Raw genomic sequence first — 26,279 nt, 5'->3', positions numbered from 1 at the left:
CCAGGGTAGGCCCCGGCCCCGGATCCCGCGTCGCACGCCATGCGAACCCTCCGCGACCAGCCCGTCGCCGAAAATTGTCGGAGGTGGCCTCTAGGGTCGCGGCCATGCGTCCGGTCCAGGCACAGCTCGCGTTCGACGAGCTCGGAACCCCGTTGCGGGACACGACTTTCGTGGTGTTCGACCTCGAGACGACCGGGGCGGGCCCCGGGGCCAGCGAGATCACCGAGATCGGCGCGGTGAAGGTGAGCGGCGGCCAGGTGCTGGGCGAGTTCGCGACCCTGGTGAACCCGGGGAAGGTGATCCCGCCGCAGATCGTCTCGCTCACGGGCATCACGCAGGCGATGGTCTACGACGCGCCGCCGATCGAGGAGGTGCTGCCGGCGTTCCTCGAGTTCATCCGCGGGGCGGTGCTGGTGGCGCACAACTCGGGGTTCGACACCTCCCACATGCGCGCGGCCTGCGAGGGGCACGGGTACGTCTGGCCGAAGGCGACCGTGGTGTGCACGGTCCGGCTGGCCCGGCGGGTGATCCCGCGTGACGAGGTGGGCCGCTACAACCTGCTGGCCCTGTCGTTGCTGTTCGGGGCCCGCACCCGGCCGTCGCACCGGGCGCTGGACGACGCGCGCGCCACCGTCGACGTGCTGCACGGGCTGCTGGAGCGCGTCGGCAACCTGGGCGTCCATTCACTCGAAGAGCTGATGGGCTACCTGCCCGAGGTCACGGTGGCCCAGCGCGCGAAACGGCACTTGGCAGCGGACCTTCCGGCCGCGCCGGGCGTCTACCTGTTCCGGGGGCCGAAGGAGGAGGTCCTCTACGTCGGCACGGCGAAGGACCTGCGGCGGCGCGTGCGGACGTACTTCACCGGCTCGGAGGGGCGCAGCCGGATCCGGGAGATGGTCGCGCTGGCCGAGCGCGTCGACCACGTCGTGTGCGCGCACTCGCTGGAGGCCGAGGTGCGGGAGCTGCGGCTGATCGGTGCCCACCGGCCGGCCTACAACCGGCGCTCGAAGAACCGGCACCAGGGCTGGTGGGTGGGCCTCACCGACGAGGCGTTCCCCCGGCTGTCGGTGGTGCGGCTCCCCCGCCCGGGGGTGCTGGGGCCGTTCCGCAACCAGGCCGACGCCCGCACGACGGCGGACACCCTGGCCGGCGCCTCGGGCCTGCGGACGTGCACGCAGCGGATCTCGCCGAAGGCGCCCAGCGGCACCCCGTGCGTCCTGGCCGAGCTGGGCCGCTGCGGGGCGCCGTGCGCGGGCCGGCAGAGCGTCGAGGCGTACGGCCCGGCGGTCGAGTCGGTCTCGGGGCTCATCGCGGGCCTGGACGGCGCCCCGCTGCACGCCGCGGCGGCCCACCTGGAGCGGCTGGCGGAGGGCCGGCACTACGAGCAGGCGGCCCGCCACCGCGACGAGCTGGCCGGCCTGATCAGGGTCCTGGGCCGAGCCCACCGCCAGGCGGCCCTGGCCTCGATCGGCGAGCTGATCGCAGCAGGCCCGGACGGCGCGGGCGGCTGGGAGCTGTCGGTGATCCGCTACGGCAGGCTCGCCTCGGCGGGCGTCGCGCGCCGAGGGGTGCCGCCGATGCCGGTGGTCGAGGCGTTGGTGGCCTCGGCGGAGACGGTCATGCCGGACCCGGGCCCCCTGCACGGCGCGCCTCCGGAGGAGGTGGGGGTGCTGCTGAGGTGGCTGGCCCGCCCGGGAGTCCGCCTGGTCCGCACGACCCGCCCGTGGTCCGAACCGACGACGGTCGCCGGGTGGCGGGCATGGCTGGACCTGGTCACGGAGGCCCACTCCCTGGAACACGTCGGCTGAGAGCCGGGGTCTTCGGCGGGACATCCCGGCTGCGCGGCGCCACCGGCCTCGCAGCCGGAAACCAGCACTCAGAGCCCACCCCGAGTCAGGACAGGGCAGGGCAGGCCCTCGATCACCTCCGCGGGAGGCCCCAGTGAGCCGCCTTAACCGGCGGCCTGCCGTAACGCGCTCAGCGCTGCCCGGACTTTCACGGGAGCTTGCAGCCAGGAACCCAGGGCTCGGAGCCCCACCCCGCGCTCGGCCGCGATCCGCACCGTCACGAGCCCGGGTTCACGCAGCAGGCTCGCCCACAGAGCGCTCGCCGTCCCGCAGCACGTCGAGGATCGTTCAGCGGGCGCGCGGGCGGGCTCACTAGGATCGCGGGCGATACCCACAGACGAGTGTTGGAGGACCCAGGTGATCACCGCGATCGTGTTGATCCAGGTAGAGGCGGATGCGATCCCGGACGCCGCGCAGGCGATCGCCGACCTCGATGGTGTTGGTGAGGTCTACTCGTGCGCCGGGGACGTCGATCTCATCGCCACCGTGCAGGTCGCCGCGCACGAGGACCTGGCCGATCTGATTCCCGGGCGGATCGGGAAGGTGCCGGGGGTGCTGGACACCGTCACGCACATCGCGTTCCGCTCGTACTCCCGCGCCGACACCGAGTCGGCCTTCTCGATCGGGGCCGAGGAGTGAGCCCGGACCTGCCGCCGGAGCTGGCCGACGCGCTCGCGGCGGCCCCGGACGCGGCCGCGCTGTTCGAGGCCCTGCCGCCCTCCCACCAGCGCGAATACACGAAGTGGGTCGACGAGGCCAAGAAGCCCGAGACCCGAGTCTCCCGGGCCGGGAAGACCGTCACCCGACTGCGGGAAACGCACTGAAGGCCACCTCCCGACCGGGGAGGTGGCCTTCAGCGTCAGTACCGCCTAGTGGTCGGAGCGCTCCGACGCCGTCTCGGCGCTTTCGATCTCCGCGCGACCGTTCGAGTGCCCGTTGCCGTTCGAGTGACCGTTGCCATGAGCCCGCTCCAGCGCGACGGTCTCCTCGGCCGGGTCCGGCGACCAGAACGTGCCCGGGACGGCGTGGCCCGCCGACCCCAGCTTGTTCATCTTCTTCGGCACGGACGCGCCCTGGTACTCGAGCGGGATCGCGTGGCCGTGGCTGTCGACGCCGCCGAGCGGCTGGTGGATCTCGATGAACTCACCGTGCGGCAGCCGCTTGATGATGCCCGTCTCGACGCCGTGCTCCAGCACCTCGCGGTCGGCCCGCTGCAGGCCCAGGCAGAGCCGGTAGGTCAGGTAGTAGGCGACCGGCGGCACGAGCAGGACGCCGATGCGGCCGGCCCACGTCGTCGCGTTCAGCGAGATGTCGAACTGGTCGGCGATGATGTCGTTGAAGCCCGACAGCTCGATCACCATGAAGAAGCCCAGCGCCATCGCGCCCAGCGCCGTGCGGACCGGGACGTCCCGGGGCCGCTGGAGCAGGTTGTGGTACGCGGTGTCCTTGGACAGCTTCCGCTCGAGGAACGGGTAGCTGATGAACAGGCCGATCAGGACCGGCATGCCGATCGCGCCGGGGAAGAACACCGCCGGGATCGTGTAGTTCCCGAGGTAGACCTCCCACGCGGGCCAGATCCGGAGCATGCCGTCGGCCCAGGCCATGTACCAGTCCGGCTGCGAACCGGCCGACACCTGCGCCGGGTTGTACGGCCCGAAGTTCCACACCGGGTTGATCTGGAACAGGCCCGACATGAGCGCCAGCACGCCGATGACCAGCGTGAAGAACGCGCCGCCCTTGAGGGCGAAGTACGGCATGATCCGGACGCCGACGACGTTGGTCTCCTTGCGGCGCACCCCCGGGAACTGCGTGTGCTTCTGGTACCACACCAGCGCCAGGTGCGCCCCGACCAGCGCCAGCATGATGCCCGGCAGCAGCAGGATGTGCAGCGTGTACAACCGCGGGATGATCTGGTCGCCGGGGAACTCCCCACCGAACAACGCCCAGTGGATCCAGGTCCCGATCACCGGCACCGACAGCACGATCCCCGACAGCGTCGCCCGGATCCCGGTACCCGAGAGCAGGTCGTCCGGCAGCGAATACCCGAAGAAGCCCTCGAAGCAGCCCAGGACCAGCAGCAGACCGCCGATCACCCAGTTGGCCTCACGCGGCTTGCGGAACGCGCCGGTGAAGAACACCCGCAGCATGTGCACGGCCATCGACGCGACGAAGATCAGCGCGGCCCAGTGGTGCAGCTGCCGCATGAACAGGCCACCACGCACGTCGAAGGAGATGTCCAGCGTCGTGCGGAACGCCTGGGACATCTCCAGGCCCTGCATGTTCTTGAAGCTGCCGTGGTAGATGACCTCCTGCATGGAGGGGTCGAAGAACAGCGTCAGATAGACCCCGGTGAGCAGCAGGATGATGAAGCTGTAGAGCGCGATCTCGCCCAGCAGGAACGACCAGTGCGTCGGGAACACCTTGTTCATCTGGTGCCGCAGGCCCTTGGCCAGGCGATACCGCTGATCGGCGTCGTTCGCGGCGGTGCCCAGCGCCTTCTCGACCGGGCTCGACCCCTTGGTCGGCGTGGTGAGTGAACTCATGACTTACGCTCCCAAAAGGCCGGACCGATGGCCTCGATGAAGTCGCCTCGCGCGATCAAGTATCCCTCTTCGTCCACCGTGATCGGTAGTTGGGCCAGCGGACGGGTCGCCGGGCCGAAGATCGGCTTGGCGTAGTGGAGGGCGTCGAACTGCGACTGGTGGCACGGGCACAGGATGCGGTTGGTCCGCTGCTCGTACAGGGAGGTCGGGCAGCCGACGTGGCTGCAGATCTTCGTGTACGCGTACAGGTCGCCGAAGTTGAAGTCCTCCTGGCCGGACCGCTTGACCACCTTGGTGGCGTCGGTCGGGCGCAGGCGGATCAGCATGACCGGGTTGTCGACCCGGGTCAGCGCGGCGGCCAGCAGCTCCGGCTTGTCCTTCTCGGAGTCGCGGTACGGGAAGACCGTCTCCATCGCGCCGGCGTCGAGGTCCTCGGCCTTGACCAGGCTGACCTCCTGGCCCTCTTCCAGCGGCTTGCCGGTGTTGCGGCGCAGGTAGACCTTCTCGCCGGGGAAGTTCGGCTGCCAGCCGGTGTGCCAGAGGGAGTCGCGGCCCTCGGTGTCCTTCCACGGGTTCTTGATGAAGGACGCGAGCGGCAGCGCGGCGGCCGCGAGGCCCAGCGTGCCGGCACCCGCGATGGCCGAGCGCTTGATCAGCGAGCGGCGGGCGATGGTGCTGCGGCTCCCGGCGTCGGCCAGGTGCGCGAGGATCGTGGCGCGGTCGACCTCGGCCGACCCCTTGCCGTCACCGTCGTGGCGCTCCTGCACCGAGACCTCGGCGGGCACGAACTTCTTCGTGTACAGGATCACGCCGATGCCCAGGCCGAGGATGGCCAGGCCGAGCGTGAGCCCCAGCATCGGGGTGTACAGGCTGTACCAGAAGTGGCCGCTCTCGTTGTCCGGCGCCTCGTACTGCCACGGCCACCAGATCAGGGAGACGACGAACGCCAGCCCGGCCACCGCGGACAGCGCGAACCAGAACGCGACCAGGCGCTCGGCGCGCTTCTCCGCCCGGGTGCCCTCCACGGGCCACGGGGTCGGGTACTCGGCGATCTCGACGCCGTCGAGCTGGCCGCCCAGCTTGAGCAGCTGGTCACGGTCCATGTCCGCCAGCTCCGCCTCCGTCGGCGGCTTAGGCCCCTCGGCACTCATGCCTTCGATCCAATCCACAACGTCACGCCGATCAGCGCGGCGATCCCGACGATGAAGGCGATGACGCCCTCGGAAGCGGGGCCGACCCCGCCGAGGCCGTTACCACCCGGGTCATTGTTGCCGTCGGACACCGACTTCACGTAGGCGACGATGTCCTTCTTCTCCTCGGGCGAAAGCTGCCGGTCGGAGAACTTCGGCATGTTCTGGGGGCCGGTGAGCATGGCGGTGTAGATCTGCTCTTCGCTGGCCGGGTCCAGGTTCGGCGCGTACTTGCCCGCCGACAGCGCGCCGCCGCGGCCGGTGAAGTTGTGGCACGAGGCGCAGTTGAGGCGGAACAGCTCGCCACCGCGGGCCGGGTCGCTGCCGCGCAGGGCCTCGCCCTTCTCGGCGGGACGCTGGGCGCCGCCGCCGTGCGCCTGGATGAAGGCGCCGACCGCGTCGATCTCGGCCTCGCTCAGCTTCGGCGGCTTGCGCTCGACCTGCGCCTCCTGGCGCGCGGCGGGCATGCGGCCCGAAGAGGTCTGGAAGTACACGGCGGCGTCACCGATGCCGATGAGGCTCGGGCCGCGGTCCTGCACGCCCTCGAGGTTCGCGCCGTGGCACGCGATGCAGGTGTTGTTGTAGACCTGCTCGCCGAGGCGCAGCTGCGCCGGCGTGCCCTGGGCCTGCGCGGTCTGCGGCTCGGGGGCGAACACGGCGTACAGGGCGCCGGCGCCCACCAGCGCGATACCGAGCGCGAGCAGGCCGGCGAACCGCCTCCGCAGCTTCGACCGCGCGCGGTAGCGGCGCTCCGAGGACTTGGTGCTGGTGGTCATCTTGCGGCAACCCTTGCTGTCAGTTCAGGCCGATGGAGAAGGTGGTGGCGGCTGGCGGTGCGGGCCTCACGGCAGGAGGTAGATCACACCGAACAGGCCGACCCACACGATGTCGACGAAGTGCCAGTAGTAGGACACGACGATCGCCGACGTGGCCTGGGCGGGCGTGAACTTGCTCAGCTTGGTGCGGATGAGCAGGTACACGAAGGCGATGAGCCCGCCGATGACGTGCAGGCCGTGGAACCCGGTGGCGAGGTAGAAGACCGTGCCGAACGGGCCGGACGGGATCGTCATCCCCTCTTCCACCAGGTTGTGGTACTCGTTGGCCTGGCCGCCGACGAAGATCGCGCCCATGATCAACGTGATGATGTACCAGCGGCGCAGCCCGTAGACGTCACCGCGCTCGGCGGCGAACACGCCGAACTGGCACGTCAGCGACGACAGCACCAGGATCACCGTGAACGGGATCGCGTACGTCACGTTGAGGTGGAACGGTTCGCCGTGCAGCGGTGGTGGCCACGCGCCGGTGGAGTTCTGCGCCTTGACGGTGAAGAACATCGCGAAGAGTCCGGCGAAGAACATCAGTTCGCTGGACAGCCACACGATGGTGCCGACACTGACCATGTTCGGCCGGTTCAGCGAGTGAACCCGCTGACTGATGGTGGGAGCTGCCGTTGTCACGCGTCGCATTATGTCCTCTCGCACCACCGCTCCGCCGGGTGGGTCCACGGCGAGCCGTCTGCGTTACCGATCACACCGGATGCCCGGGAAGGTGAGAGCTACTCATGGGTTTACTCGACCGGCTGCGTGACCTGGTCAAGAAGGGCGAAACCGCTGTTCTGACGCCTGATACGCCGGGTTTGAAGATCGTCGCCGAGGCCTTCGACCCGGTCGTCGCGGACTCCGCCGTGCTCGCCGGTTCACCCTCCTGGGTCAGCGCGGCACCGGCCGTTCTGCGGCACCACCTGCTGCTCCCGCCGGGCCGGCTGGCCGAGGCGGCGGCGGTCCTCGCCCAGGACGGCTACGAGCTGCGAGAAGAGTCACCCGATGGGGGTCTGACGCGGGTGCTCGCGGTCCGCGTCCAGGTGCTCGACGCCCTCCACTGCGCCCAGGAACGGTCCCGGATGGCGGGCCTCGCGCAACGACTGGGCGGCGACGCTCTCGGCTGGGACGCGCTCCAGCCGGAGGCGCCCGCGTGATGTCGGTCTCGGCCGATACGATCGAGCAGCAAGCTGGTGACGAAACGGAGGCGCGCTCAATGGCCGAGCAGTCGATGCGGGTTCTGGTGTTCAGCCACAAGGCGGAGGTGCGCGAGGCGATCGTGAACGCGGTCGGCCGGCGCCCGGCGGCCGACGTGGGCCGCGTGGACTACGTCGAGGCGGCCGGCATCGCCGACGTGCTGTCCGAGGTGGACGCCGGGAACGTCGACCTGGCGATCCTGGACGGCGAGGCCCAGCCCACCGGCGGCATCGGGCTGTGCCGCCAGCTGAAGGCCGAGATCGGGGCGGGGGCGGGCCGGGCCGGCAAAAACACGGTCTGCCCGCCCATCGTGGTGGCCGTGCGGCGGCGGGACGACCGGTGGCTGGCCACCTGGTCGCAGGCGGACGCCGTGCTGGTGCACCCGCTGGACCCGCTGACCGCCGCGGAGACCGTCGCCGACGTGCTGCGCGCGCGACGGGTCCCCGTCGTGAACGGCTGAGCCCGGTGACCACCCCGGTCCCCCGCACCTGGCCGCCGCTGCTCAAGCAGCTCATCGCACGCGTCGACCTGTCCGAGGACGACACGGCGTGGGCGATGGACCAGATCATGAGCGGCGCGGCGAGCCCGGCCCGGATCGCCGGGTTCGCGGTCGCGCTGCGCGCCAAGGGCGAGACGCCCGCGGAGATCGCCGGCATGGCCGCGACGATGCTGGCGCACGCCCGCCGCGTCGAGCTGGACACCCCGGCCGTCGACATCGTCGGCACCGGCGGCGACGGCTCGAACTCGGTGAACATCTCGACGATGGCGACGATCGTCACGGCGGCGGCCGGCGCGCCGGTGGCCAAGCACGGCAACCGCAGCGCGTCGTCGAAGTCCGGGGCGGCGGACGTGCTGGAGACCCTCGGCGTGCGGATCAGCCTGCCGCCGGAGGAGGTCCGGCGCAGCCTCACCGAGGTCGGCGTCGGGTTCTTCCTGGCCTCGGCGTTCCACCCGGCCCTGCGCCACGCGGGCCCGGTGCGGTCCGAGCTGGGCGTGCCGACGACGTTCAACCTGCTGGGCCCGCTGACCAACCCGGCCCAGCCGGGCAGCGCCCTGATCGGCTGCGCCTACCAGGACAAGACGCGGGTGCTGGCCGAGGTCTTCGCCCGGCGCGGCACGCGGGCCCTGGTGGTCCGCGGCGACGACGGCCTCGACGAGATCACCACCACGACGACGTCGACGATCTGGGTGGTCGACGGCGGCGAGGTCACCGAGCGCTCCTTCGACCCGGCCTCGGTGGGCGTTCCCCGGGCGACGGCGGAGGACCTGCGCGGCGGCGACGCGGCGGCGAACGCGGAAGTGGTCCGCGAGCTGGTGGGCGGCAAGCCGGGCCCGGTCCGCGACGCGGTCCTGATCAACGCGGCGGCGGCCCTGGCGGCCTTCACGGGCTTCTCGGCGTCCCTGGAAGACGACCTGCGAGCGGGCTTGGTGCGAGCGGCCGAGGCCATCGATTCGGGAGCGGCAGCGGCCCTGCTGGACCGCTGGATCGCGTTCCAGTAGCCGGACGCGTCAGCCGCGGAAGGCCGTGCGGTACGACGTCGGGCTCGTGCCCCTCAACCGGGTGAACTGGTGCCGCAAGGCGGCTGCCGACGCGTAGCCGCACGCCACCGCGATGTCCTCCACCGACAGCCGGCCCTCCTCCAGCAGGGCCTGGGCGCGGTCCAGGCGGCGCTCGGTCAGCCAGCGGTGCGGGGTGGTGCCCGTCGCGGCCGAGAAGCGGCGCAGGAACGTCCGCTCCCCCAGGCCGCTGCGGCGGGCCAGCTCCGCCACCGTGAACGGCTGGTCCAGCCGCCGCTCCACCCACTCCAGCGCTTCGGCCACCACCGAGTCGTCCGGCAAGGACGGCACCGGAGCCTGGACGAACTGGGCCTGGCCGCCGGCGCGGAAGGGCGCCGCCACCATGCGGCGGGCCAGCGTCGTCGCCGCCGTGACGCCGCGCAGCCTGCGGACCAGGTGCAGGCACAGGTCGACCGCCGCGACCGTGCCCGCGCTGGTCAGGATGCCGTCGTCGTCCGCGTACAGCGCCTGGGGATCCACGAGCGCCGTCGGGAACCGGTCCCGGAACTCCGCTTCGTACACCCAGTGGACGGTGCAGCGGCGGCCGTCGAGCAGGCCCGCGTACCCCAGCGTGAACACGCCCGCGCAGAACCCCGCCACCCACGCGCCCCGCGCGGCCGCGTCGCGCAGGACGTCCAGCACCGGCGCCGGTGGCGGCGCGGTCCGGGGCGCGCACGTGGGCACGATCAGCAGGTCCGCCGACGCCGCGAAGTCCAGGTCGGCCAGCCCGGCCAGCCCGAACCCCGACCAGCTGGCGATCGGCGCGCCGCCCGGCGAGCAGACGGCGAAGTCCCAGCCCTCGATGCCGTCGGCGCTGCGGTCGGTGCCGAACACCTCGCAGGCGACGCCCAGCTCGAACGGCGAAACGTGGTCGGCGAGCACCACCGCGACCCGGTTGACGTCCATCGGCCGAGTGTGTCACAAGTTTTGCGGCCGTTGTCATCTCTGACACTGGTCGTGCGCGACGTCCGCGACGAACGTGGTTGCCATGATGAATTCGGAAACCCGCCCGCTGCTCCAGTGGTCCGCGGCGATGGCGATGTCCGGGACGATCGGCGCGGTCGTCCTCGAAAGCGGCGCGGCCGCACCGGCGGTGGCCTTCGCCCGCTGCTTCGTCGGCGGGACGCTGCTCGTGCTCTGGTGCCTCGCGCGCGGCTGGCTGCAGGCCTGGCGGCCGACGCGCCGCGACCTCGGCCTCGCCGTGCTGGGCGGGCTCTTCCTGGTCGGGAACTGGGTACTGCTGTTCGCTTCCTACGCGCTGTCGTCGATCTCGGTCAGCACGGTCGTCTACCACACCCAGCCGCTGATCCTGGTCGGTCTGGCGGCGGCGTTCCTCGGCGAGAAGTTCGCGAAGAGCACCCTGGTCCGGGCCGGGATCGCGTTCGGCGGTGTGGCACTCATCTCCCTGTCCGCCCACGGTGAGGACGGCAGGCCGGTGCGGCTCGCCGGGATCGGCCTCGCGCTCGGCGCGGCCGTGCTCTACGCCGGCGCGTCCTTCGTCGCGAAGCAGCTGAAGCACATCCGGCCGCACCTGCTCGCGGCCGTGCAGACCACGGTGGGCGCGCTGGTGCTGGCACCCGTGCTGCTGGTGACGCCGCTGCCGTCGACGACGTCGGGGCTGCTCTGGCTGGTGCTGCTCGGCACGGTGCACACCGCGCTCATGTACGTGCTGATCTACGCCAGCATCGGCAAGCTGCCCACGACGACGGTGGCGCTGCTGTCCTACGTCTACCCGGTGGTCGCCGTGCTGGTCGACATCGCCTTCTACGGCCACCGCCCGGCCTGGCCGGAGGCCGTCGGCATGCTCGCGGTGCTGGCCGCCGCCATGGCACCCCGGCGCACGAAAACCGGCCGCCCCGCTGTCGAGCAGCGTGACGGCCGGTCAGCAAAGCCTGAGATCAGTCGTGGGACGGACCCGTGTGGTACTCGAACACCAGCCCGCCGATCGTGATGAGCAGCGCGACCAGGGCGATCACCAGCAGCCAGATGTGGAAGAACGCCAGCGCGAGGGCGGCCAGGGCGGCGGTGGCCGCCATGCTGACCGGCCAGTAGCTGCCCGGGCTGAAGAAGCCCAGCTCACCGGCACCGTCGCTGATCTCGGCGTCCTCGCGGTCCTCCGGGCGCGGTTCGATGCGGCGGGCGACGAACTGCATGTAGCTGCCCGCGAGGAACGCGAGCCCGCCGGTGAGGAACAGCGCCACGATGCCGACCGGCTCCGCGTGCTTGTCGAACGTCAGCGTCGCGGTCATCACCCAGTACACGGCCGCCATGACCACGGCGAAGATCGCCACGATGAAGAAAATCCGCGCTTCGACCTTCATGGGTCTTTCCTACTCCTGTTGTCTGCTGGCGTCAGTTCGACGCGGTGCGCGCCGTGCGGTCGGTGTTGAACGGCTGCGTGGTCACCGCGTGCGGGGTGCACAGCTCGCCGCAGTTCATCTTCGCCAGCGCCTCGGACGCGGTGAACGACTGGCCGGTGGCCGGGTTCTCCTGCTTGCGCAGCGCGATGTACTGGTCGAACTTGTCCGCAGACAGGGCGCGGACCTCGAAGTTCATCACCGAGTGGTAGGTGCCGCACAGCTCCGCGCAGCGGCCGACGAAGGAGCCTTCGCGGTCGATGGTGTTCTGGAAGGAGCTGTCCTGGTTGTTCTTGTCCGGGTTCGGCATGACGTCCCGCTTGAAGTGGAACTCCGGGACCCAGAACGAGTGGATGACGTCCGTGGAGAGCAGGTCGTACTGGACGACCTTGCCGACCGGGAGCACCAGCAGCGGGATCTCACCCGAGGAGCCGACCGTGCTGACCTGCTGGCCGTCGGCCTTCTTCGCGGTGTCGTTCTCGTACTTGAACTCCCAGTTCCACTGGAAGGCGACGACCTGGACCTTGACGTCCGGGTTGTCGATCTTCTTCAGGACGTTGTTCTCCGTCGTCGCGGTGAAGAAGAACAGGACGACGACCATGATCGTCGGGACGACGACCGTGAACAGCTCGAGCGGGATGTTGTACTGGAACTGCCGGGGCAGCTCCTCCGGCTCGCCGTCCACCGTCTTCTTCTTGCGGTGGAACGTCGCGGTCCAGAAGATCAGGGCCCACACGATGACGCCGACGACCAGCGCCGCGACCACGGTCCAGGTCCAGAGGTTGCGCATCTGGTCGGCCTGCTGCGTGACGCCCACCGGCCAGCCGAACCGGAGGATCTCGTCGCCGGAGCAGCCCGTCGCGGTCAGCGCGACCAGCACGGCCAGCGCGGCAACGCGCACGGTCCGCTTACCCGGGGTGCGCTCGGGTTTTCCCACTGCGCCTCGCCCTTTCACCCAGAGCCTCCTACGACCGATCTTTGTGACAGGGCGGAGCCTAGCCGAGTTGGCGTGGTCCGCTGACCAAGGGGTAACACTCGACGCGCGTGGTCCTCGCCACGGCGCGCCCGGCATACTGGGCGCTCCCCAGCCCCGCGAAGACCCCTGAAGGTGTGTGAGTACCCGTGTGCGGCCTGCTTGGACTGATCTGCGCGACCGAGACCGGTGCGGCGAACGCGCGTGACGCCGTCGGCGCGGCGATGCGCTGCCAGCGCCACCGCGGCCCCGACGAGCAGGACACGTGGGCCGACGCCGAGGTCGTCTACGGCTTCAACCGGCTCGCCTTCATCGACGTCGAGCACTCCCACCAGCCCCTGGTCTGGGGGCCGCCGGAGGCGCCGGGCCGGTACACGATGAACTTCAACGGCGAGATCTACAACTACCAGGAGCTGCGGGCCGAGCTCGCCGAGAAGCACGGCGCGAAGTTCGAGACCGAGGGTGACGGCGAGGCCATCGTGGCCGGCTACCACTACCTCGGCGCCGACTGGGTGAAGCGGCTCCGCGGCATGTTCGCCTTCATGATCTGGGACTCGCAGGAGAAGCGGGTCTTCGGCGCGCGCGACCCGTTCGGGATCAAGCCGCTGTTCTACTCGGCCGGCCCCGGCGGCGTGGCGTTCTCCAGCGAGAAGAAGAGCCTGCTGGAGCTGTCGGACACCCTGGGCGTCGCGCAGGAGCTGGACCGCAAGGCGCTGCAGCACTACCTGGTCCTGCAGTACGTGCCCGAGCCCGAGTCGCTGCACACCGCGATCCGCCGCGTCGAGTCCGGGACGTCGTTCGAGGTGGTCCCCGGCGGTGAGGTGAAGTTCACCCGCTACTTCCACCCGCAGTTCGCGACCAAGCCGGTCAACGGCGCCGCCGAGGCCGAAGCGCTGTACGAGCGCATCGCCGACGTGATGCGCGACTCGGTCGGCAAGCACATGATCTCCGACCCGGACGTCACGGTCGGCGCGTTCCTCTCGGGCGGCATCGACTCGACGGCCACCGCCACGCTGGCCAAGGAGCACAACCCGAACCTGATCGCCTTCACCACCGGGTTCGAGCGCGAGGGGTACTCCGAGGTCGACGTCGCCGCCGAGTCGGCCGCCGCGATCGGCGTGAAGCACGTGGTCCGCACGGTGTCGGCGGACGAGATGATGGAGGCCCTGCCGCTCATCGTCTGGTACCTCGACGACCCGGTGGCCGACCCGGCGCTCGTGCCGCTGTGGTTCATCGCGCGCGAGGCCCGCAAGCACGTCAAGGCGGTCCTTTCGGGTGAAGGCGCCGACGAGCTGTTCGGCGGGTACACGATCTACAACGAGCCGATCTCGCTGGCGCCGTTCGAGAAGATCCCGGACGGCATGCGGAAGCTGATCGGCAAGGTCTCCACGAAGATCCCCGAGGGCACCCGGGGCAAGGACCTGCTGCGCCGCGGCGCGCTGCCGCTGGAGGACCGCTACTACGGCAACGCCCGCAACTTCCGCGACGACCAGCTGCGCCAGGTCCTGAAGACCTACCAGGAGGGCGTCGGCTTCAAGGACGTCACGGCGCCCTGGTACGACGTCTCGCGCGGCTGGGACCCGGTGGCCCGGATGCAGCACGTCGACCTCTACACCTGGCTGCGCGGCGACATCCTCGTCAAGGCGGACAAGGTGACCATGGCGAACTCGCTCGAGCTGCGGGTGCCGTTCCTCGACGCCGAGGTGTTCAAGGTCGCCGCTTCCATTCCGCTGGACCAGAAACTGGCCCACAACACGACGAAGTACGCGCTGCGCCAGGCGCTGGCGAAGATCATCCCGGCGCACGTGCTGAACCGCCGCAAGCTCGGCTTCCCGGTGCCGATCCGGCTGTGGCTGCGCAACGAGATGTACGACTGGGCCAAGGGCATCATCAGCGACTCGAAGACCGAGGAGCTGCTGGACAAGAAGGCGATCCTGGCGCTGCTCGAAGAGCACAAGGCGGGCCAGCTGGACCGCAGCCGCCAGCTGTGGGCGCTGATCGTGTTCATGCTGTGGCACGGCATCTTCGTGGAGCACCGGATCAAGCCGGAGATCCCGGAGCCGGTGTACCCGGTCAAGCTCTGACCGTCCGTTGTAGACGGTCTTGACGCGAAAGGCCCCCGCACCGGTGGTGCGGGGGCCTTTTCGTGCCGGTCAGGCCGGCAGGACCGCCGAGATCTCGTCGGCGGCGTCCGGCCCGAAGGCCTCGCCGATGCGGGCGAGCGCGTCGGCGCGGTCGAACGTCCACTCCTGGGTGCCGACCGTCTCCAGCACCAGCACCGCGATGAGCGAGCCGAGCTGGGCGGACCGCTCGACGCCGAGACCGCCGTCGAGGCCGGCCAGGAAGCCCGCGCGGAAGCCGTCGCCGACGCCGGTCGGGTCGGCCTTGGCGCGCTCGGGCACCGCGCCGATCTGCAGGGCGACGCCGTCCTTGCCGACGATCTCGACGCCCTTCTCCCCCAGCGTCGTGATGCGGACGCCGACCTGGTCGAGGACGTCGGCCTCGGTCCAGCCGGTCTTCTGGAGCAGCAGCTCCCACTCGTAGTCGTTGCTGAACAGGTACTTCGCCCCGGCGACGAACGTCCGCGCCTGCTCCCCGCTCATCCGGGCCAGCTGCTGCGACGGGTCGACGGCGAAGGTGTAGCCGCGCTGGCGGCACTCCTCGGCGTGGCGGACCATGCCCTCCGGGTCGTCCGGGCTGATGAGCACCAGGCTCAGCTCGCCGGCGCGCGCGGCGATCGGGGCCAGCTCGATGTTGCGGGACTCGGCCATCGCGCCCGCGTAGAACGTCGCGATCTGGCAGAGGTCCTCGTCCGTGGTGCAGACGAACCGCGCGGTGTGCGCGGTCTCGGAGACGTGCACGCCCGAGGTGTCGACGCCGTGGCGCTCCAGCCACGAGCGGTAGTCGGCGAAGTCGGCACCGACCGCGCCCACCAGCACCGGCGCGACACCCAGCACGCCGAGGCCGAACGCGATGTTCGCGCCGATCCCGCCGCGCCGCACCACGAGGTCGTCGGCGAGGAAGCTCAGCGACACCCGGTGGAGTTGCTCGGCGACCAGCTGTTCGGCGAACCTTCCCGGGAAGTGCATGAGGTGGTCGGTTGCGATACTGCCGGACACTGCGATCCTGGCCCTGTCTGCCACCGGCTGCTCCTTTGTGGTCGACCTCACGGCAAACGGCACGAAGCTACCCCTGGGTCATGACCCATCCGGGTAGTTCGCGCGTACCACCCGAGACTACCGGCTGGTACTCCTTCACCAGTCGAGCCGCGATCAATAGCGTTACGAATCGTGAACGCCGTCACCGAACCCGAGACCCTGTCCGAGCTGATCGCCGACTGCGCCCTCATCCCGACGACGCTGCGCGCCGGCAACGTGCCGTTGCCGCGGGTCACCGCGCCGCCGTGGCAGGTCGACGAGGCGTGCCACGCCCAGGTCGCGGAGCTCGACGCGTACGTCTGAGCCCGCCCGGCGCGGCCGTCCCGAAACCCCGCAGCAACGAAGAAGGCCCCGTCCTCCGTTCGGAGGCGGGGCCTTCTCGCGCCGTGCTCAGGCTCGGCGCGCGGGACTCAGTGGAACGAGTCGCCGCAGGCGCAGGAGCCGGTCGCGTTCGGGTTGTCGATCGTGAAGCCCTGCTTCTCGATCGTGTCCACGAAGTCGATGACGGCTTCCGAAACGTACGGCGCGCTCATCCGGTCCACGGCGACCTTGAGGCCGTCGAAGTCCCGGAACAGGTCGCCGTCGAGCGTGCGCTCGTCGAAGAACAGCTGGTAGCGCAGGCCCGCGCAGCCACCGGGCTGGACGGCGATGCGCAGGTGCATGTCGTCGCGGCCCTCCTGGTCGAGCAGGGCCTTCGCCTTGGCAGCCGCGGTGTCGGTCAGCGTGACGCCGTGGGTCTCCTCGGCGGTCTCGGCCTGCGTCGCGCCGGCGTGCTCAGCGGTCGTCATGGCACTCCTCATAGGTTCGAACTCACTGCGGATACTCCTGGTGCCCTACGTCCAACACCCGTCGCGTCCGATCTGTTCCCCCTCCATCGTCGCACATCGATCGACCTGGTGAACGGCGGCGTGACGCCTGCAATACCCTGGTGACGTGAGGTTCCTGCGCCGAAGCACCACAGACACCGCCGCCGACGAGCCGGCCACGACCGAAGCCGTCGACGTCGGCGGCAAGTCGTTCACGCCCGGTAAGGGCAAGGCCACGCCGAAGCGGCGGGAAGCGGAGGCCAAGCGGCGCGGCCCGGTCGCGCCACCGCCGACCACGATGCGTGAGGCGATGAAGCGCAACAAGGAGCTGCGCAAGGCGAACCCGCAGAGCAAGGAGGACCGCCGCTCCGAGGCGAAGGTCCGCCGCGAGCGCATGATGGCGGGCGACGACAAGTACCTGCTGCCGCGCGACCGCGGGCCGGTCAAGGCGTACGTCCGCGACCTGGTCGACAGCCGGCGCAACCTGCTCGGCCTGTTCATGCCGCTCGCCATCCTGGTGTTCCTCGCGCTGCTGGTGCCGCTGCCCCAGGTCCAGTCGTACATCACGCTGCTGTGCACGGCGATGCTGCTGGTGATGGCCATCGAGGGCGTCGTGAACGGCCGCAAGATCGCGCGGCTGGTGCGCGAGCGCTACCCCAAGGAGACGGTGAACGGCCGTTCGGTGGGCTGGTACGCCTTCGTCCGCGCCTCCCAGATCCGGCGCCTGCGGGTCCCGAAGCCCCGGCTCAAGCCGGGCGACCCGATCCCGAACTGAGCGGTTTTCGATAAGCCGGGTGAGACGCGTCTCACCCGGCTTTTCGCTGCCCGGAGCACACCGCCGTTCTCGCCTAACGGGACGCGCGGTAGCGCGCGGAGAGGGTCCTGCTCGATTTCCAGCCGTCTGCCTGGTCCAGCAGGTTTGATCGGATGCCTCTTAGCCGATCGACCACGACGCAAGGTGCTCCGCCCGACTGCCCCGGGACCCGTCGGCGGTGAGGGCTGCTCGTGGCACTCGAAGTCGTCCTGTCCCGCATCGCGGGCATGTCCGCGGCCGGAAGGCGAACGGTTCCGGCTCAAGATGCCGTTCATCGAGATCGAAACCGGCCCCCCAGCGGACCAACGACCACCGGCCAAGGACGAACACCCGGACTGAGCTGGAGTCGCTCCAGGTCGTTAGCCAAGCAAACGATTACCGCCTAGGCTGCAGCCATGGAGTTTCGTCGTCTCGGCCGCAGCGGCCTCAACGTCAGTGAGATCTCGTACGGGAACTGGCTCACCCACGGTTCCCAGGTCGAGGAGGACCAGGCCCACGCCTGCATCAAAGCCGCGCTCGACGCCGGCATCACCACCTTCGACACCGCCGACGTCTACGCGAACACCGCCGCGGAGTCGGTGCTCGGGCGCGGCCTGAAGGGGCAGCGGCGGGAGAGCCTGGAGATCTTCACCAAGGTCTTCTGGCCGACCGGCCCCAAGGGCCCCAACGACAAGGGCCTGTCCCGCAAGCACATCCTCGAGTCGGCGAACGCCTCGCTCGAACGGCTCGGCACCGACTACCTCGACCTCTACCAGGCGCACCGGTTCGACCGGAGCGTGCCGCTGGAAGAGACCATGCTCGCCTTCGCCGACCTGGTCCGCCAGGGCAAGGTGCTCTACGTCGGCGTCTCGGAGTGGACCGCCGAGCAGATCAGCCGGGGCGCGGCGCTGGCCCGCGAGCTGAAGGTGCCGTTCGTGTCGAACCAGCCGCAGTACAACATGCTCTGGCGCGTCATCGAGGACCAGGTCGTCCCGGCCTCCGAGCGCGAAGGCCTCAGCCAGATCGTCTGGTCGCCGATCGCGCAGGGCGTGCTGACCGGCAAGTACAAGCCGGGCGCGGCGTTCCCCGAGGGCTCGCGCGCCACCGACGAGAAGGGCGGCGCCAACATGGTCCGCCGCTTCCTCGACGACGAGGTCCTCAAGCGCGTCGCCGAGCTCGAGCCGCTGGCCAAGCAGGCGGGCCTGTCGATGGCGCAGCTGGCCGTCGCGTGGGTGCTGCAGAACCCGAACGTCGCCTCGGCGATCATCGGCGCCTCGCGCCCGGAGCAGGTCGTGGACAACGTCCAGGCCGCGGGCAAGAAGCTCGACGCCGACCTGCTCACCGCCATCGACGACGTCCTCGGCGACGTCGTCGAGCGCGACGCGAGCCTCACCAAGAGCCCCTGACGCCCCTCAGTCCTGGTTGATCCGGGCCTGGTAAGGCACGTGACCGTCCAGGTCGAGGCCGTCCTCCGGAGAAACGCGCGGTTCGACGCCGAAGCCGCGCAACAAGCGGCTCGCCCCGGCCAGGCGGTCACCGCCGCGGCCGGGGAGCCGCTCCGGGGTGAACCCGCGCTCGGCCAGCAGGCTCTCGACGTCGTCGATCAGCCGGTACGGGTCGTAGCCGCGCGGTTCACCCACGGGGCCAGGTCTTCCCGGTGATCCGCTCGTAGACCTCGGTGTAGCGCTGCCGCGTCTGCTCGACGACGTCCGCCGGGATCTCCGGCCCCGGCGGGGTCTGGTCCCAGCCGGTGCTGCGCGACCAGTCGCGCACGTACTGCTTGTCGAAGGCGTGCTGCGGGCGGCCCGGCTCCCACTCGTCGGCGGGCCAGAAGCGCGACGAGTCCGACGTCAGGACCTCGTCGCCCAGGGTCAGCGTGCCCTCGGCGTCGAACCCGAACTCCAGCTTGGTGTCGGCGATGATGACGCCCTGCGTCGCGGCGTGTTCGGCGCCCTTCGCGTAGATCTCCAGCGTCAGCTCGCGAAGCCGCTTCGCGGTGTCTTCGCCGATCTCGTTCAGGACCTCGTCGAAGGTCATGAACTCGTCGTGGCCGGTGTCGGAGATCTTCGTCGTCGGCGTGAAGATCGGCTCAGGCAGCTTGTCGCCCTCGACCAGGCCCGGCGGCAGCGAAACGCCGGAGATCTTGCCGTCGCGCTGGTACTCCCGCAGGCCCAGCCCGGCGAGGTAGCCGCGCGCGATGCACTCGACCTGGACCATCTTCAGCGGCTTGCAGCGCATCGCCCGGCCGGCGAACTCCTCCGGGACGTCGGTCGCGGAGACGACGTGGTTCGGGACGACGTCGGACATCCGGTCGAACCACCACGCGGACAGCTGGTTGAGCAGCTTGCCCTTGTCCGGGATCGGCGTCGGGAGCGAGACGTCGTAGACCGACACGCGATCGGTGGCGACCAGCAGGAGGTCGCCGTCGAGCTCGTACAGGTCACGGACCTTGCCCGCGTGGATGTGCTTCATTCGCCGTCCTCAGTCGTGTACTCGTGGAAAACCCAGTGGTCGGGCAGCGCGGCGGACTCACCGTATTCCACGACCGTCCCGTCGGCCGCGAGGAAGGTGCTCCGGCCGAGCAGCACCGGCGACCCGGCGGGCAGCCCCAGTTCGACCGCCTCCACCTCGTCCGCCCGGCCCGCCGCGTGCCGTTCCTGCGTGACCGTGATCTTCGTGCCGAGCCGCACGGCCGCGTAGGCCGACGTGCCTTCGACGATCCGCTCGGGCACCAGCAACGCCGGCGCCTTGGCCGACAGCGCGCCGTCGAACCACGAGGTCGACGTCGACAGCGGCCGTGAGTCCGGCCCGTAGGTGGTGCGCCGCCGCCGGATGGCCGGGGCGCCCTCCTCCAGGCCCAGCGCGCCCGCGACCCGCTCGGTCGCGGGTTCCAGGCCGGCCGACCGGATCACGGCGTAGTGGCCGGGCGGGTAGATCTTGCCGGTCCGCGCCGACGCGGCGCTGCGGTCGAGCGCGCTGCGGTGCAGCCCGCCGCGGTCGACGACCGTGCCGACCCCGCGCACCGGGCGCACGAGGCCCTGCGAACGGAGGGTGGCCAGCACCTTGGTGGCCGTCGCCATCGCGACGGTCCAGGTACGCGCTATCTCGCGGGCGGACGGCACCGCGTCGCCCTCCTGCAACCGGCCGGACAGGATGTCGTCACGGATCCGGCCCGCGATCTGCAGGTACGGCGGCTCAGGACGGTCGAGGGTGGGCAAGGCGGCTCCTCACGAGGACTACGCACAAGTGTTCTAGCACGCCAGGGGGTCTCCCTCAAAGCCCTGCTCAGAACCACCCAGGTGTACTAGTACACGCGCTGGACTGCGCTCTAGTACGCAAGTTACCCTCGAAAGTGTGTCCCCGCCCACATCCCACACCGGATCAGGCGGCCCGGACCTCGAGGAACTGCTCGAGGAGCTCCGGCGCCGCAAATGGGTGCTGCACCTGTTCGGCGGCCGGGAGGCGCCGGAGATCTACGCGGCGGTCTTCCAGTGGCAGACCTGCGCGGACGTGGTCGTGATCCGGGACGAACACCGGGCCAGCGCCTACCGGGTGCCGACCTTCCCGGGTACCGACGTGTTCAGCCCGCGGGTGGTGACGTGGCAGTACCACGCCACCCCGGTCTGGACGCTGCGGGCGGCGCTGACCCTGGCGGAGCCGGGCACCCCCGGCGCGCCACTGCAGGCACTCCGGCCACAGCCGGGGTGCCACATCCCGATGGAGCTCCGCGCGGACGTGACGATCCGGCCGACCGGCACGGGCTTCGACTTCGACGACGAGAAGGGGGACGACGGCGGGCCGCCGGCGTGTGCCTAGCGGGCGAGCAGCCGCTCCGCGACGACCAGGTCGTGGGGGTAGGTGATCTTCAGGTTCTCGGGCGCACCGGGGACCCACCGGATCGGCAGGGAGGAGAACCGCTCCATGCAGGACGAAGTGTCCGTTCCCACGAAACCTTCCCGTTCGGCCTGTTCGTAGGCCTCGAGCAGCGGTCCGGCCCGGAAGCCCTGAGGCGTCTGGACGCGGATCGCGCCGGGCACCTGGGCGACCAGGTGCCCGGCATCCACCTCGACGACGTCGTCCGCGGCCAGGCCCGGCACAGCCCCCCCGTCCTCGCGTGTCCGGGCCAGCACCGCACCGACCAGTTCGGGGTGGACCAGCGGCCGGGCCGCGTCGTGCAGCAGCACGGCGTCGACCCGGCCGCCTGTTATGCGCGGGGCGAGGTGGCGCAGCGCGTTCAGCTCGGACGCCTGCCGCGTGTCCCCGCCGTGCACGACCTCGACTCTGCCGTCGAAGCCGGCGAGTACCTCCTGGGCCAGCTCGGTGTCCTGCGGCCGGATCACCAGCACCAGCACGCCGATCCCGGGGACGCGCGCGAAGGCGTCGAGCGACCAGGCGACCACCCGCCGCCCGGCGAGCGGCAGGTAGACCTTGTTCACCTTCGCGCCGACGCGGGTGCCCGCGCCGCTGGCCAGCACCACCGCGGCCGCAGTCTTCTCCACGAGCGGCGAGACTACTGGGAGCGACGGATCCCGGCTCACACGGCGAGGAAAGCCCGGTGCAGTCGCGCCGAAGGACGCCACCACCCGAGCAGCCCGCGCGGCGAGCGAGCCGTGCGGGCCGCGCTAGACCCGCAGCCCGCTCCGAGGCATCCGGCCACCGCTGCCCTGCAGCACCGGCCCACCTCGCACCGCCGCACCGGCCCATCGGCGCCGACGAAAGCCGGAAGCCTCCGCGGCACGGCCCACCGGCGTTCTCCGGCGGCCCGGTAGGTTGGGTGCCAGGGTTGCCGTGCAAGAGAAAGGGCCTGGTGTGGAGCCGGACGACATCGAGTTCCCCGAGATCACCCCGCCCGACGAGCACGCCCGGTCCGCGGCGATCGCGCTCCACGACAAGCTGGTCAAGCCCGCCGGGTCGCTCGGCAGGCTGGAAGAGCTGGGCGTCTGGATCGCGGCCTGCCAGGGCCAGTCGCCGCCGCGGCCGTTCACCCGGCCGCGCGTCGTCGTCTTCGCCGGGGACCACGGCATCGCCGCCAAGGGTGTCTCGGCCTATCCCGCCGAGGTCACCTCGCAGCTGCTGGGCACGATGCTGACCGGCGGCGCCGTGATCAACGTGCTGGCCGCCGCCGCGGGCGCGAGCGTCCGCGTGGTCGACATGGCCGTGGACGCCGAGGCGCCGGCGACCCGCTCGATCGGCGAGTTCAAGGTCCGCCGCGGCTCCGGCTCGATCGACGTCGAAGACGCACTGAGCGCCGACGAGGTCAAAGCCGCCCTGCGCGCCGGGATCACGATCGCCGACGCCGAGGTCGACGGCGGCGCGGACCTGCTCGTCCCCGGCGACCTCGGGATCGGCAACAGCACACCGGCGTCCGTGCTGGTCGCGGCCCTGACCGGCACCGAGCCGGTGGCCGTGGTCGGGCGCGGGTCCGGCATCGACGACGACGCCTGGATGCGCAAGGCCACCGCGGTGCGTGACGCGCTGCGCCGGGCCCGCGTCGTGCTCGCCGACCCGATCGCCCTGCTGCGCACCGCCGCGGGCGCCGACATCGCCGCGATGGCCGGGTTCCTGGCCCAGGCCGCGGCCCGGCGGACGCCGGTGGTGCTGGACGGTCTCGTCGCCTGCGCGGCGGCCCTGGTCGCCGAGGACCTCGCCCCGGGCTCCCGCCGCTGGTGGGTCGCCGGGCAGCGCACGGCCGAGCCGGCGCACGTCCTCGCCCTGGAGCACCTGGACCTGGGCCCGCTGCTGGAGCTGGACGTCCGGCTCGGCGAGGGCACCGGCGCGGTGACGGCGTTGCCGCTGCTGTCGATGGCCGCGCGCGTCCTGGCCGAGACGGCGACGCACGAGCAGGCCGGCGTCTCCGGCCCGCTCATCCCCGCCACCGCCACCTGACCCTGAATGCCGTGAAGGCCACCTTGAGGGACTCTGAGTCCCTCAAGGTGGCCATCACGGACTTGGGCAAATCAGCCGAGCGGGATCATCCAGTGGTCCGGGTCCGGGCGGGTGCCCTCCTGGATTCCGGTCAGTTCTTCACGCAGCTTCATCGTCAGAGTGCCCGGCTGCCCGTCGCCGATCGTGAATTCACCGTTCGCGTGCTTGACGTGCCCGACCGGCGTGATGACGGCCGCCGTGCCGCAGGCGAACGTCTCCGTCAGCTCACCCGAAGCCGCCGCCTTCTCCCACTCCTCGGTGGAGATGCGGCGCTCCTCGACCTTGTGGCCGAGCCGCTCGGCCAGCTGCAGCAGCGACTTGCGGGTGACGCCGGGCAGCAGCGAGCCGGTCAGCTCGGGCGTGACGAGCCGGGCGTTCTCGCCGGAGCCGAAGACGAAGAACAGGTTCATCCCGCCCATCTCCTCGACCCAGCGCCGCTCCACCGCGTCGAGCCAGACCACCTGGTCACAGCCCTTTTCGACGGCCTGCGCCTGCGCCACGAACGACGCCGCGTAGTTGCCGGCGCACTTGGCCGCGCCGGTGCCGCCGGGCGCCGCGCGCACGTACTCGGTGGACAGCCAGACGCTCACCGGCTTGATGCCGCCGGAGAAGTACGACCCGGCCGGGGACGCGATGACGGTGTAGAGGTAGTCGGCGGCGGGGCTGTTGACGCCGAGGCCGGTGGACGTCGAGATCATGAACGGCCGCAGGTAGAGCGCGTCACCCTGGCGGGTGGGCACCCACCGCTTGTCGACGGCGATCAGCTCGCGCAGCGACTCGAGGAACAGCTCCTCGGGCAGCTGCGGCATGGCGAGCCGCTCGGCCGACTGCCGGAACCGCGACGCGTTGGCGTCCGGGCGGAACGACGCGATCGCGCCGCTCGGCTGGCGGTAGGCCTTGAGACCCTCGAAGATGGCCTGGCCGTAGTGCAGCACCGACGTCGCCGGGTCGAGGGTGAACGGGGCGTAGGGGCCGACCTGCGCGTCGTGCCAGCCTTCGCCCTTGGACCACTTCACGGTCACCATGTGATCGGTGAAGTACAGCCCGAAACCGGGGGCGGCGAGTACCTCCGCGACGCGTTCCTGGCTCGCAGGGCTCGAGTGCGGGACAGTGGCGAACTGCGTCGTGATGGTCATGCGCAGAGAATACCTGTTGGTCGGAAGGGCGTTAGTCGGATGTCCATCTGTTTTCCGGACCGGCCTGGCCTCCCGCGCCCTCGCCGTAATCACTCTAGGATGACGCCGTGACCTTTCACTCCACTGAGCCGGTCCCCCGCGCCACGGGTGCCGGGGCCGGTGTCAAGACGTTCGTGACCGCGGTGCTGCTGACCTTCGGCGTCGGCCTGCTCGGCATGGTCGGCTGGGCCGTGCTCAGCAGCGGTTTCGGCGGCTTCCTCGGCCTCGTCGCGGGCGTCTTCGGCGTCGTGTGGTGGCGGAGCATCCACGACAAGACGGTGTTCCCGAAGGTGATCCCGACGAAGTCCGTGGTCATCCTCGCGGTCGTCAACGCCGTGCTGGCGCTGATCCTGATCCTGACGGCGGGCTGAGCTCCTCCAGCAGTCCGGCGGGCAGCTCCGGGGCCGGCCAGCCCGGGTCCGGGCGGAAGTCGGTGCCCGTCCCGTCGAACGGGTAGGCGCCGCGCTCGGCCAGCGTGCCGATCCGCTCGCCCTCGGCGCGCAGCCGGTCGAGCTGCTCCGGGGTGAGCCGCCCGGCGTCGATCGCCACCTCGGCCTCGTCCTCGTCGTCCCAGCGCCAGGTGCCGTCCCGCTCGACGACGACGTCCAGCACGCCGTCGATCCGGTCCACCGCGCCCGGGCTGCGGCCGAGCGGGACCTCGAGGTTGACGTACCAGTTCGTGAACCGGCCGTCGGCGTCGAAGAACCACCAGACCGACGACCATTCGTCGTCGGCGATCCGGCGCAGGTTCGACGTGCGGTGCCAGAAGTCCGGGACCACCACGCGCGGGATGCGGAACCGCTGCTCCAGGGGCGCGTCCGCCATGTGCCGGCCGTCCGCCAGCCTGCTGCCGACGATCGGGGTGCCCGCCGGGATCCAGCCGAGCAGGACCCGGCCGTCGTCTTCGAGGACGCGCAGCGGGTGGACCTGGCCGATCGAGCCGTCCGGCCGGTGGAACCGCTCGAGCACGGTCTGCCCGGGCCGCCGGCGTCGATCACTCACGTGCCCCACTGTACCGGCGGGCGCGCACGCCCAGTAGCAGTTCGATCACCGTCGCCAGTCCCGCGACGACGAGCACCGGCAGCGCCGGCAGGAAGTACGCGGCCACCGCCGCGACGGCCAGGCCCGCGAGGCCGGGCCCGCCCGCCCGGGTCCGGACCTCGACACCCGCGGCGAGCGCCGGCACCACGGTCGCCACCACGGCGAACGCGGTGAGCACCGGCTGCAGCGAGTCCGCGTCGGCGGCGGACAGCAGGTCGCGCAGCGACGTCAGCGACAGCCCGAGCCGGACCGCACCGAGCTGGTACAGCGCGGCGAAGGCGGCCAGCACCGCGATCCCGCCGAGCAGCAGGACCCGCAGCCCCGCGTGTTCGCGACCGCGAGGCCGCAGGAACGGCAGCATGAGCACGGCCGCGACGAGCACCCCGGCGAAGTCGGGCGGCTGCAGGCCGCCGCCGACGGTCGAAACCGGCGTCACGGCCACGCAGAGCGCGACCAGGACCAGACCGCCCACCAGGAGCACCCCGCCCGCGGCGCGTGCGACGAACGTAGGGATCTTGAGCCCGGCGAACCCGGCCCCGGCGACCACGACGACGAAGGCGGCCGCGGCGAGTTCGCGGTGCAGCGGGAAGACGTAGGCCCCGAAGGCGATCGCGTAGACGGCGATCTCGGCCAGCCGTGCGGAGGCCACGACGACCCGGTCGACCAGGGCGTCCCCCGGTTCCGGTACCCGCGCTGTCCCCCCGGCGGCCACCGCCGCCAGCACCAGGCCGGCCAGCAGCCACCAGCCCGCCCCCGCCGCGCCGGCCGCCAGCGCGACCAGCAGCCCGCCACCCAGTCGCACGCCGCCCTCCCTCTCCCTGTGTTCACCCCTGGTCCGCCTGTCATTAGCATGGCTCACGATCCCGACCGGGCCGGTGCCCGGTACCACGTGAACGCGC

30 protein-coding genes are annotated in these 26,279 nt (G+C 71.0%); 14 read left to right on the top strand and 16 right to left on the bottom strand.

Annotated elements, in window-relative coordinates; all coding sequences use genetic code 11:
• Positions 1-104: 104 nt before the first annotated feature.
• The 3 genes from VA596_RS34310 (at position 105) to VA596_RS34300 (ending at position 2,671) form a co-directional block, all read left to right on the top strand.
• Positions 105-1,808 carry a DEDD exonuclease domain-containing protein gene (locus VA596_RS34310; protein WP_323332590.1) on the top strand — a complete coding sequence of 568 codons (1,704 nt, stop codon included), beginning with the start codon at positions 105-107 and terminating at the stop codon, positions 1,806-1,808.
• 396 nt (positions 1,809-2,204) lie between these two features.
• A complete protein-coding gene (locus VA596_RS34305; protein ID WP_323332588.1) occupies positions 2,205-2,486 on the top strand; it encodes an Lrp/AsnC family transcriptional regulator in 282 nt (93 codons plus the stop codon).
• The gene (locus VA596_RS34300; RefSeq protein ID WP_323332586.1) at positions 2,483-2,671 is read left to right on the top strand and encodes a YdeI/OmpD-associated family protein; all 189 of its coding nucleotides are present in this window, start codon (positions 2,483-2,485) and stop codon (positions 2,669-2,671) included. Before VA596_RS34305 ends, VA596_RS34300 begins: the two co-directional genes overlap by 4 nt.
• Positions 2,672-2,716: 45 nt before the next feature.
• Here VA596_RS34300 and qcrB read toward each other — a convergent pair whose 3' ends face one another.
• The 4 genes from qcrB to ctaE form a co-directional block, all read right to left on the bottom strand.
• Positions 2,717-4,390 carry a cytochrome bc1 complex cytochrome b subunit gene (gene qcrB, locus VA596_RS34295; protein ID WP_323332584.1) on the bottom strand — a complete coding sequence of 558 codons (1,674 nt, stop codon included), beginning with the start codon at positions 4,388-4,390 and terminating at the stop codon, positions 2,717-2,719.
• Positions 4,387-5,541: a cytochrome bc1 complex Rieske iron-sulfur subunit gene (gene qcrA / locus VA596_RS34290; protein ID WP_323332582.1), complete on the bottom strand. Its 1,155-nt coding sequence runs from the start codon at positions 5,539-5,541 to the stop codon at positions 4,387-4,389. Before qcrA ends, qcrB begins: the two co-directional genes overlap by 4 nt.
• A complete protein-coding gene (qcrC, locus tag VA596_RS34285) occupies positions 5,538-6,356 on the bottom strand; it encodes a cytochrome bc1 complex diheme cytochrome c subunit (protein WP_323332580.1) in 819 nt (272 codons plus the stop codon). The genes qcrA and qcrC overlap by 4 nt, the downstream gene beginning before the upstream one ends.
• A 66-nt stretch (positions 6,357-6,422) precedes the next feature.
• A complete protein-coding gene (gene ctaE / locus VA596_RS34280; protein WP_323332579.1) occupies positions 6,423-7,046 on the bottom strand; it encodes an aa3-type cytochrome oxidase subunit III in 624 nt (207 codons plus the stop codon).
• Positions 7,047-7,141: 95 nt separating this feature from the next.
• Here ctaE and VA596_RS34275 point away from each other — a divergent pair, with 95 nt between their 5' ends.
• Genes VA596_RS34275 through trpD form a run of 3 tightly spaced genes read left to right on the top strand, consistent with a single transcriptional unit; the run spans position 7,142 to position 9,095 of the window.
• Positions 7,142-7,555 (top strand): hypothetical protein, encoded by a 414-nt coding sequence (locus VA596_RS34275; RefSeq protein WP_323332577.1) that lies wholly within the window; start codon positions 7,142-7,144, stop codon positions 7,553-7,555.
• A gap of 59 nt (positions 7,556-7,614) precedes the next feature.
• The gene (locus VA596_RS34270) at positions 7,615-8,055 is read left to right on the top strand and encodes a hypothetical protein (protein WP_323332575.1); all 441 of its coding nucleotides are present in this window, start codon (positions 7,615-7,617) and stop codon (positions 8,053-8,055) included.
• 5 nt (positions 8,056-8,060) lie between these two features.
• Entirely contained in the window at positions 8,061-9,095 is a 1,035-nt protein-coding gene (gene trpD / locus VA596_RS34265; RefSeq protein ID WP_323332573.1) for an anthranilate phosphoribosyltransferase, read from the top strand.
• A gap of 9 nt (positions 9,096-9,104) precedes the next feature.
• Here the strand turns inward: trpD and VA596_RS34260 are convergent, their stop codons facing one another.
• Complete coding sequence (locus tag VA596_RS34260) at positions 9,105-10,058, bottom strand: GlxA family transcriptional regulator (protein ID WP_323332571.1); 954 nt, start codon at positions 10,056-10,058, stop codon at positions 9,105-9,107.
• Between the two features lie 82 nt (positions 10,059-10,140).
• Between VA596_RS34260 and VA596_RS34255 the strand changes: the two genes are divergently transcribed.
• Positions 10,141-11,103, top strand: coding sequence for a DMT family transporter (locus tag VA596_RS34255; RefSeq protein ID WP_323332570.1), 963 nt, complete (start codon positions 10,141-10,143; stop codon positions 11,101-11,103).
• On the opposite strand, the gene VA596_RS34250 is transcribed toward VA596_RS34255, so the two are convergent.
• Together VA596_RS34250 and ctaC are read right to left on the bottom strand one after the other, a co-directional pair.
• Complete coding sequence (locus VA596_RS34250; RefSeq protein ID WP_323332568.1) at positions 11,051-11,473, bottom strand: cytochrome c oxidase subunit 4; 423 nt, start codon at positions 11,471-11,473, stop codon at positions 11,051-11,053. The two genes, VA596_RS34255 and VA596_RS34250, sit on opposite strands and share 53 nt — an antisense overlap.
• A 31-nt stretch (positions 11,474-11,504) precedes the next feature.
• Complete coding sequence (gene ctaC, locus VA596_RS34245) at positions 11,505-12,446, bottom strand: aa3-type cytochrome oxidase subunit II (protein WP_323332567.1); 942 nt, start codon at positions 12,444-12,446, stop codon at positions 11,505-11,507.
• A gap of 185 nt (positions 12,447-12,631) precedes the next feature.
• Between ctaC and asnB the strand changes: the two genes are divergently transcribed.
• Entirely contained in the window at positions 12,632-14,566 is a 1,935-nt protein-coding gene (gene asnB / locus VA596_RS34240) for an asparagine synthase (glutamine-hydrolyzing) (RefSeq protein ID WP_323332565.1), read from the top strand.
• A 69-nt stretch (positions 14,567-14,635) separates the two neighbouring features.
• Here asnB and VA596_RS34235 read toward each other — a convergent pair whose 3' ends face one another.
• On the bottom strand, positions 14,636-15,625 hold the full coding sequence (locus VA596_RS34235) for a carbohydrate kinase family protein (protein ID WP_323332564.1): 990 nt from the start codon (positions 15,623-15,625) through the stop codon (positions 14,636-14,638).
• A 147-nt stretch (positions 15,626-15,772) separates the two neighbouring features.
• On the opposite strand from VA596_RS34235, the gene VA596_RS34230 reads away from it, so the two are divergent.
• Entirely contained in the window at positions 15,773-15,943 is a 171-nt protein-coding gene (locus VA596_RS34230; RefSeq protein WP_323332562.1) for a hypothetical protein, read from the top strand.
• A 107-nt stretch (positions 15,944-16,050) separates the two neighbouring features.
• On the opposite strand, the gene VA596_RS34225 is transcribed toward VA596_RS34230, so the two are convergent.
• The gene (locus VA596_RS34225) at positions 16,051-16,428 is read right to left on the bottom strand and encodes a HesB/IscA family protein (RefSeq protein WP_247062697.1); all 378 of its coding nucleotides are present in this window, start codon (positions 16,426-16,428) and stop codon (positions 16,051-16,053) included.
• 145 nt (positions 16,429-16,573) lie between these two features.
• On the opposite strand from VA596_RS34225, the gene VA596_RS34220 reads away from it, so the two are divergent.
• Positions 16,574-17,221: a DUF3043 domain-containing protein gene (locus tag VA596_RS34220; RefSeq protein ID WP_323332560.1), complete on the top strand. Its 648-nt coding sequence runs from the start codon at positions 16,574-16,576 to the stop codon at positions 17,219-17,221.
• 434 nt (positions 17,222-17,655) lie between these two features.
• Entirely contained in the window at positions 17,656-18,645 is a 990-nt protein-coding gene (locus tag VA596_RS34215; RefSeq protein WP_323332558.1) for an aldo/keto reductase family protein, read from the top strand.
• A gap of 6 nt (positions 18,646-18,651) precedes the next feature.
• Here VA596_RS34215 and VA596_RS34210 read toward each other — a convergent pair whose 3' ends face one another.
• The 3 genes from VA596_RS34210 to VA596_RS34200 are packed head-to-tail and all read right to left on the bottom strand — an operon-like array spanning position 18,652 to position 20,457.
• Positions 18,652-18,879 carry a hypothetical protein gene (locus tag VA596_RS34210; RefSeq protein ID WP_323332556.1) on the bottom strand — a complete coding sequence of 76 codons (228 nt, stop codon included), beginning with the start codon at positions 18,877-18,879 and terminating at the stop codon, positions 18,652-18,654.
• Positions 18,872-19,711: a phosphoribosylaminoimidazolesuccinocarboxamide synthase gene (locus VA596_RS34205; RefSeq protein ID WP_323332554.1), complete on the bottom strand. Its 840-nt coding sequence runs from the start codon at positions 19,709-19,711 to the stop codon at positions 18,872-18,874. The genes VA596_RS34210 and VA596_RS34205 overlap by 8 nt, the downstream gene beginning before the upstream one ends.
• Complete coding sequence (locus VA596_RS34200; RefSeq protein WP_323332552.1) at positions 19,708-20,457, bottom strand: GntR family transcriptional regulator; 750 nt, start codon at positions 20,455-20,457, stop codon at positions 19,708-19,710. Before VA596_RS34200 ends, VA596_RS34205 begins: the two co-directional genes overlap by 4 nt.
• Before the next feature lie 136 nt (positions 20,458-20,593).
• Between VA596_RS34200 and VA596_RS34195 the strand changes: the two genes are divergently transcribed.
• The gene (locus VA596_RS34195; RefSeq protein WP_323332550.1) at positions 20,594-21,055 is read left to right on the top strand and encodes a hypothetical protein; all 462 of its coding nucleotides are present in this window, start codon (positions 20,594-20,596) and stop codon (positions 21,053-21,055) included.
• On the opposite strand, the gene VA596_RS34190 is transcribed toward VA596_RS34195, so the two are convergent.
• Positions 21,052-21,738 (bottom strand): IspD/TarI family cytidylyltransferase, encoded by a 687-nt coding sequence (locus VA596_RS34190; protein ID WP_323332548.1) that lies wholly within the window; start codon positions 21,736-21,738, stop codon positions 21,052-21,054. The two genes, VA596_RS34195 and VA596_RS34190, sit on opposite strands and share 4 nt — an antisense overlap.
• A 310-nt stretch (positions 21,739-22,048) precedes the next feature.
• On the opposite strand from VA596_RS34190, the gene cobT reads away from it, so the two are divergent.
• On the top strand, positions 22,049-23,125 hold the full coding sequence (cobT, locus tag VA596_RS34185; RefSeq protein ID WP_323332546.1) for a nicotinate-nucleotide--dimethylbenzimidazole phosphoribosyltransferase: 1,077 nt from the start codon (positions 22,049-22,051) through the stop codon (positions 23,123-23,125).
• 71 nt (positions 23,126-23,196) lie between these two features.
• Here the strand turns inward: cobT and VA596_RS34180 are convergent, their stop codons facing one another.
• A complete protein-coding gene (locus VA596_RS34180; RefSeq protein WP_323332544.1) occupies positions 23,197-24,300 on the bottom strand; it encodes a branched-chain amino acid aminotransferase in 1,104 nt (367 codons plus the stop codon).
• A 107-nt stretch (positions 24,301-24,407) separates the two neighbouring features.
• Between VA596_RS34180 and VA596_RS34175 the strand changes: the two genes are divergently transcribed.
• Positions 24,408-24,710 carry a hypothetical protein gene (locus tag VA596_RS34175; RefSeq protein ID WP_323332543.1) on the top strand — a complete coding sequence of 101 codons (303 nt, stop codon included), beginning with the start codon at positions 24,408-24,410 and terminating at the stop codon, positions 24,708-24,710.
• Here the strand turns inward: VA596_RS34175 and VA596_RS34170 are convergent.
• The gene (locus VA596_RS34170) at positions 24,667-25,341 is read right to left on the bottom strand and encodes a DUF402 domain-containing protein (protein ID WP_323332541.1); all 675 of its coding nucleotides are present in this window, start codon (positions 25,339-25,341) and stop codon (positions 24,667-24,669) included. The genes VA596_RS34175 and VA596_RS34170 overlap by 44 nt on opposite strands.
• Positions 25,334-26,182: a hypothetical protein gene (locus tag VA596_RS34165; RefSeq protein ID WP_323332539.1), complete on the bottom strand. Its 849-nt coding sequence runs from the start codon at positions 26,180-26,182 to the stop codon at positions 25,334-25,336. The genes VA596_RS34170 and VA596_RS34165 overlap by 8 nt, the downstream gene beginning before the upstream one ends.
• Positions 26,183-26,279: the final 97 nt, after the last annotated feature.

Origin of the sequence: Amycolatopsis heterodermiae (genome assembly GCF_034929455.1) — a bacterium.
Classification (GTDB): Bacteria; Actinomycetota; Actinomycetes; order Mycobacteriales; family Pseudonocardiaceae; genus Amycolatopsis; species Amycolatopsis heterodermiae.
This window is presented reverse-complemented; position numbering and strand designations above follow the sequence as displayed.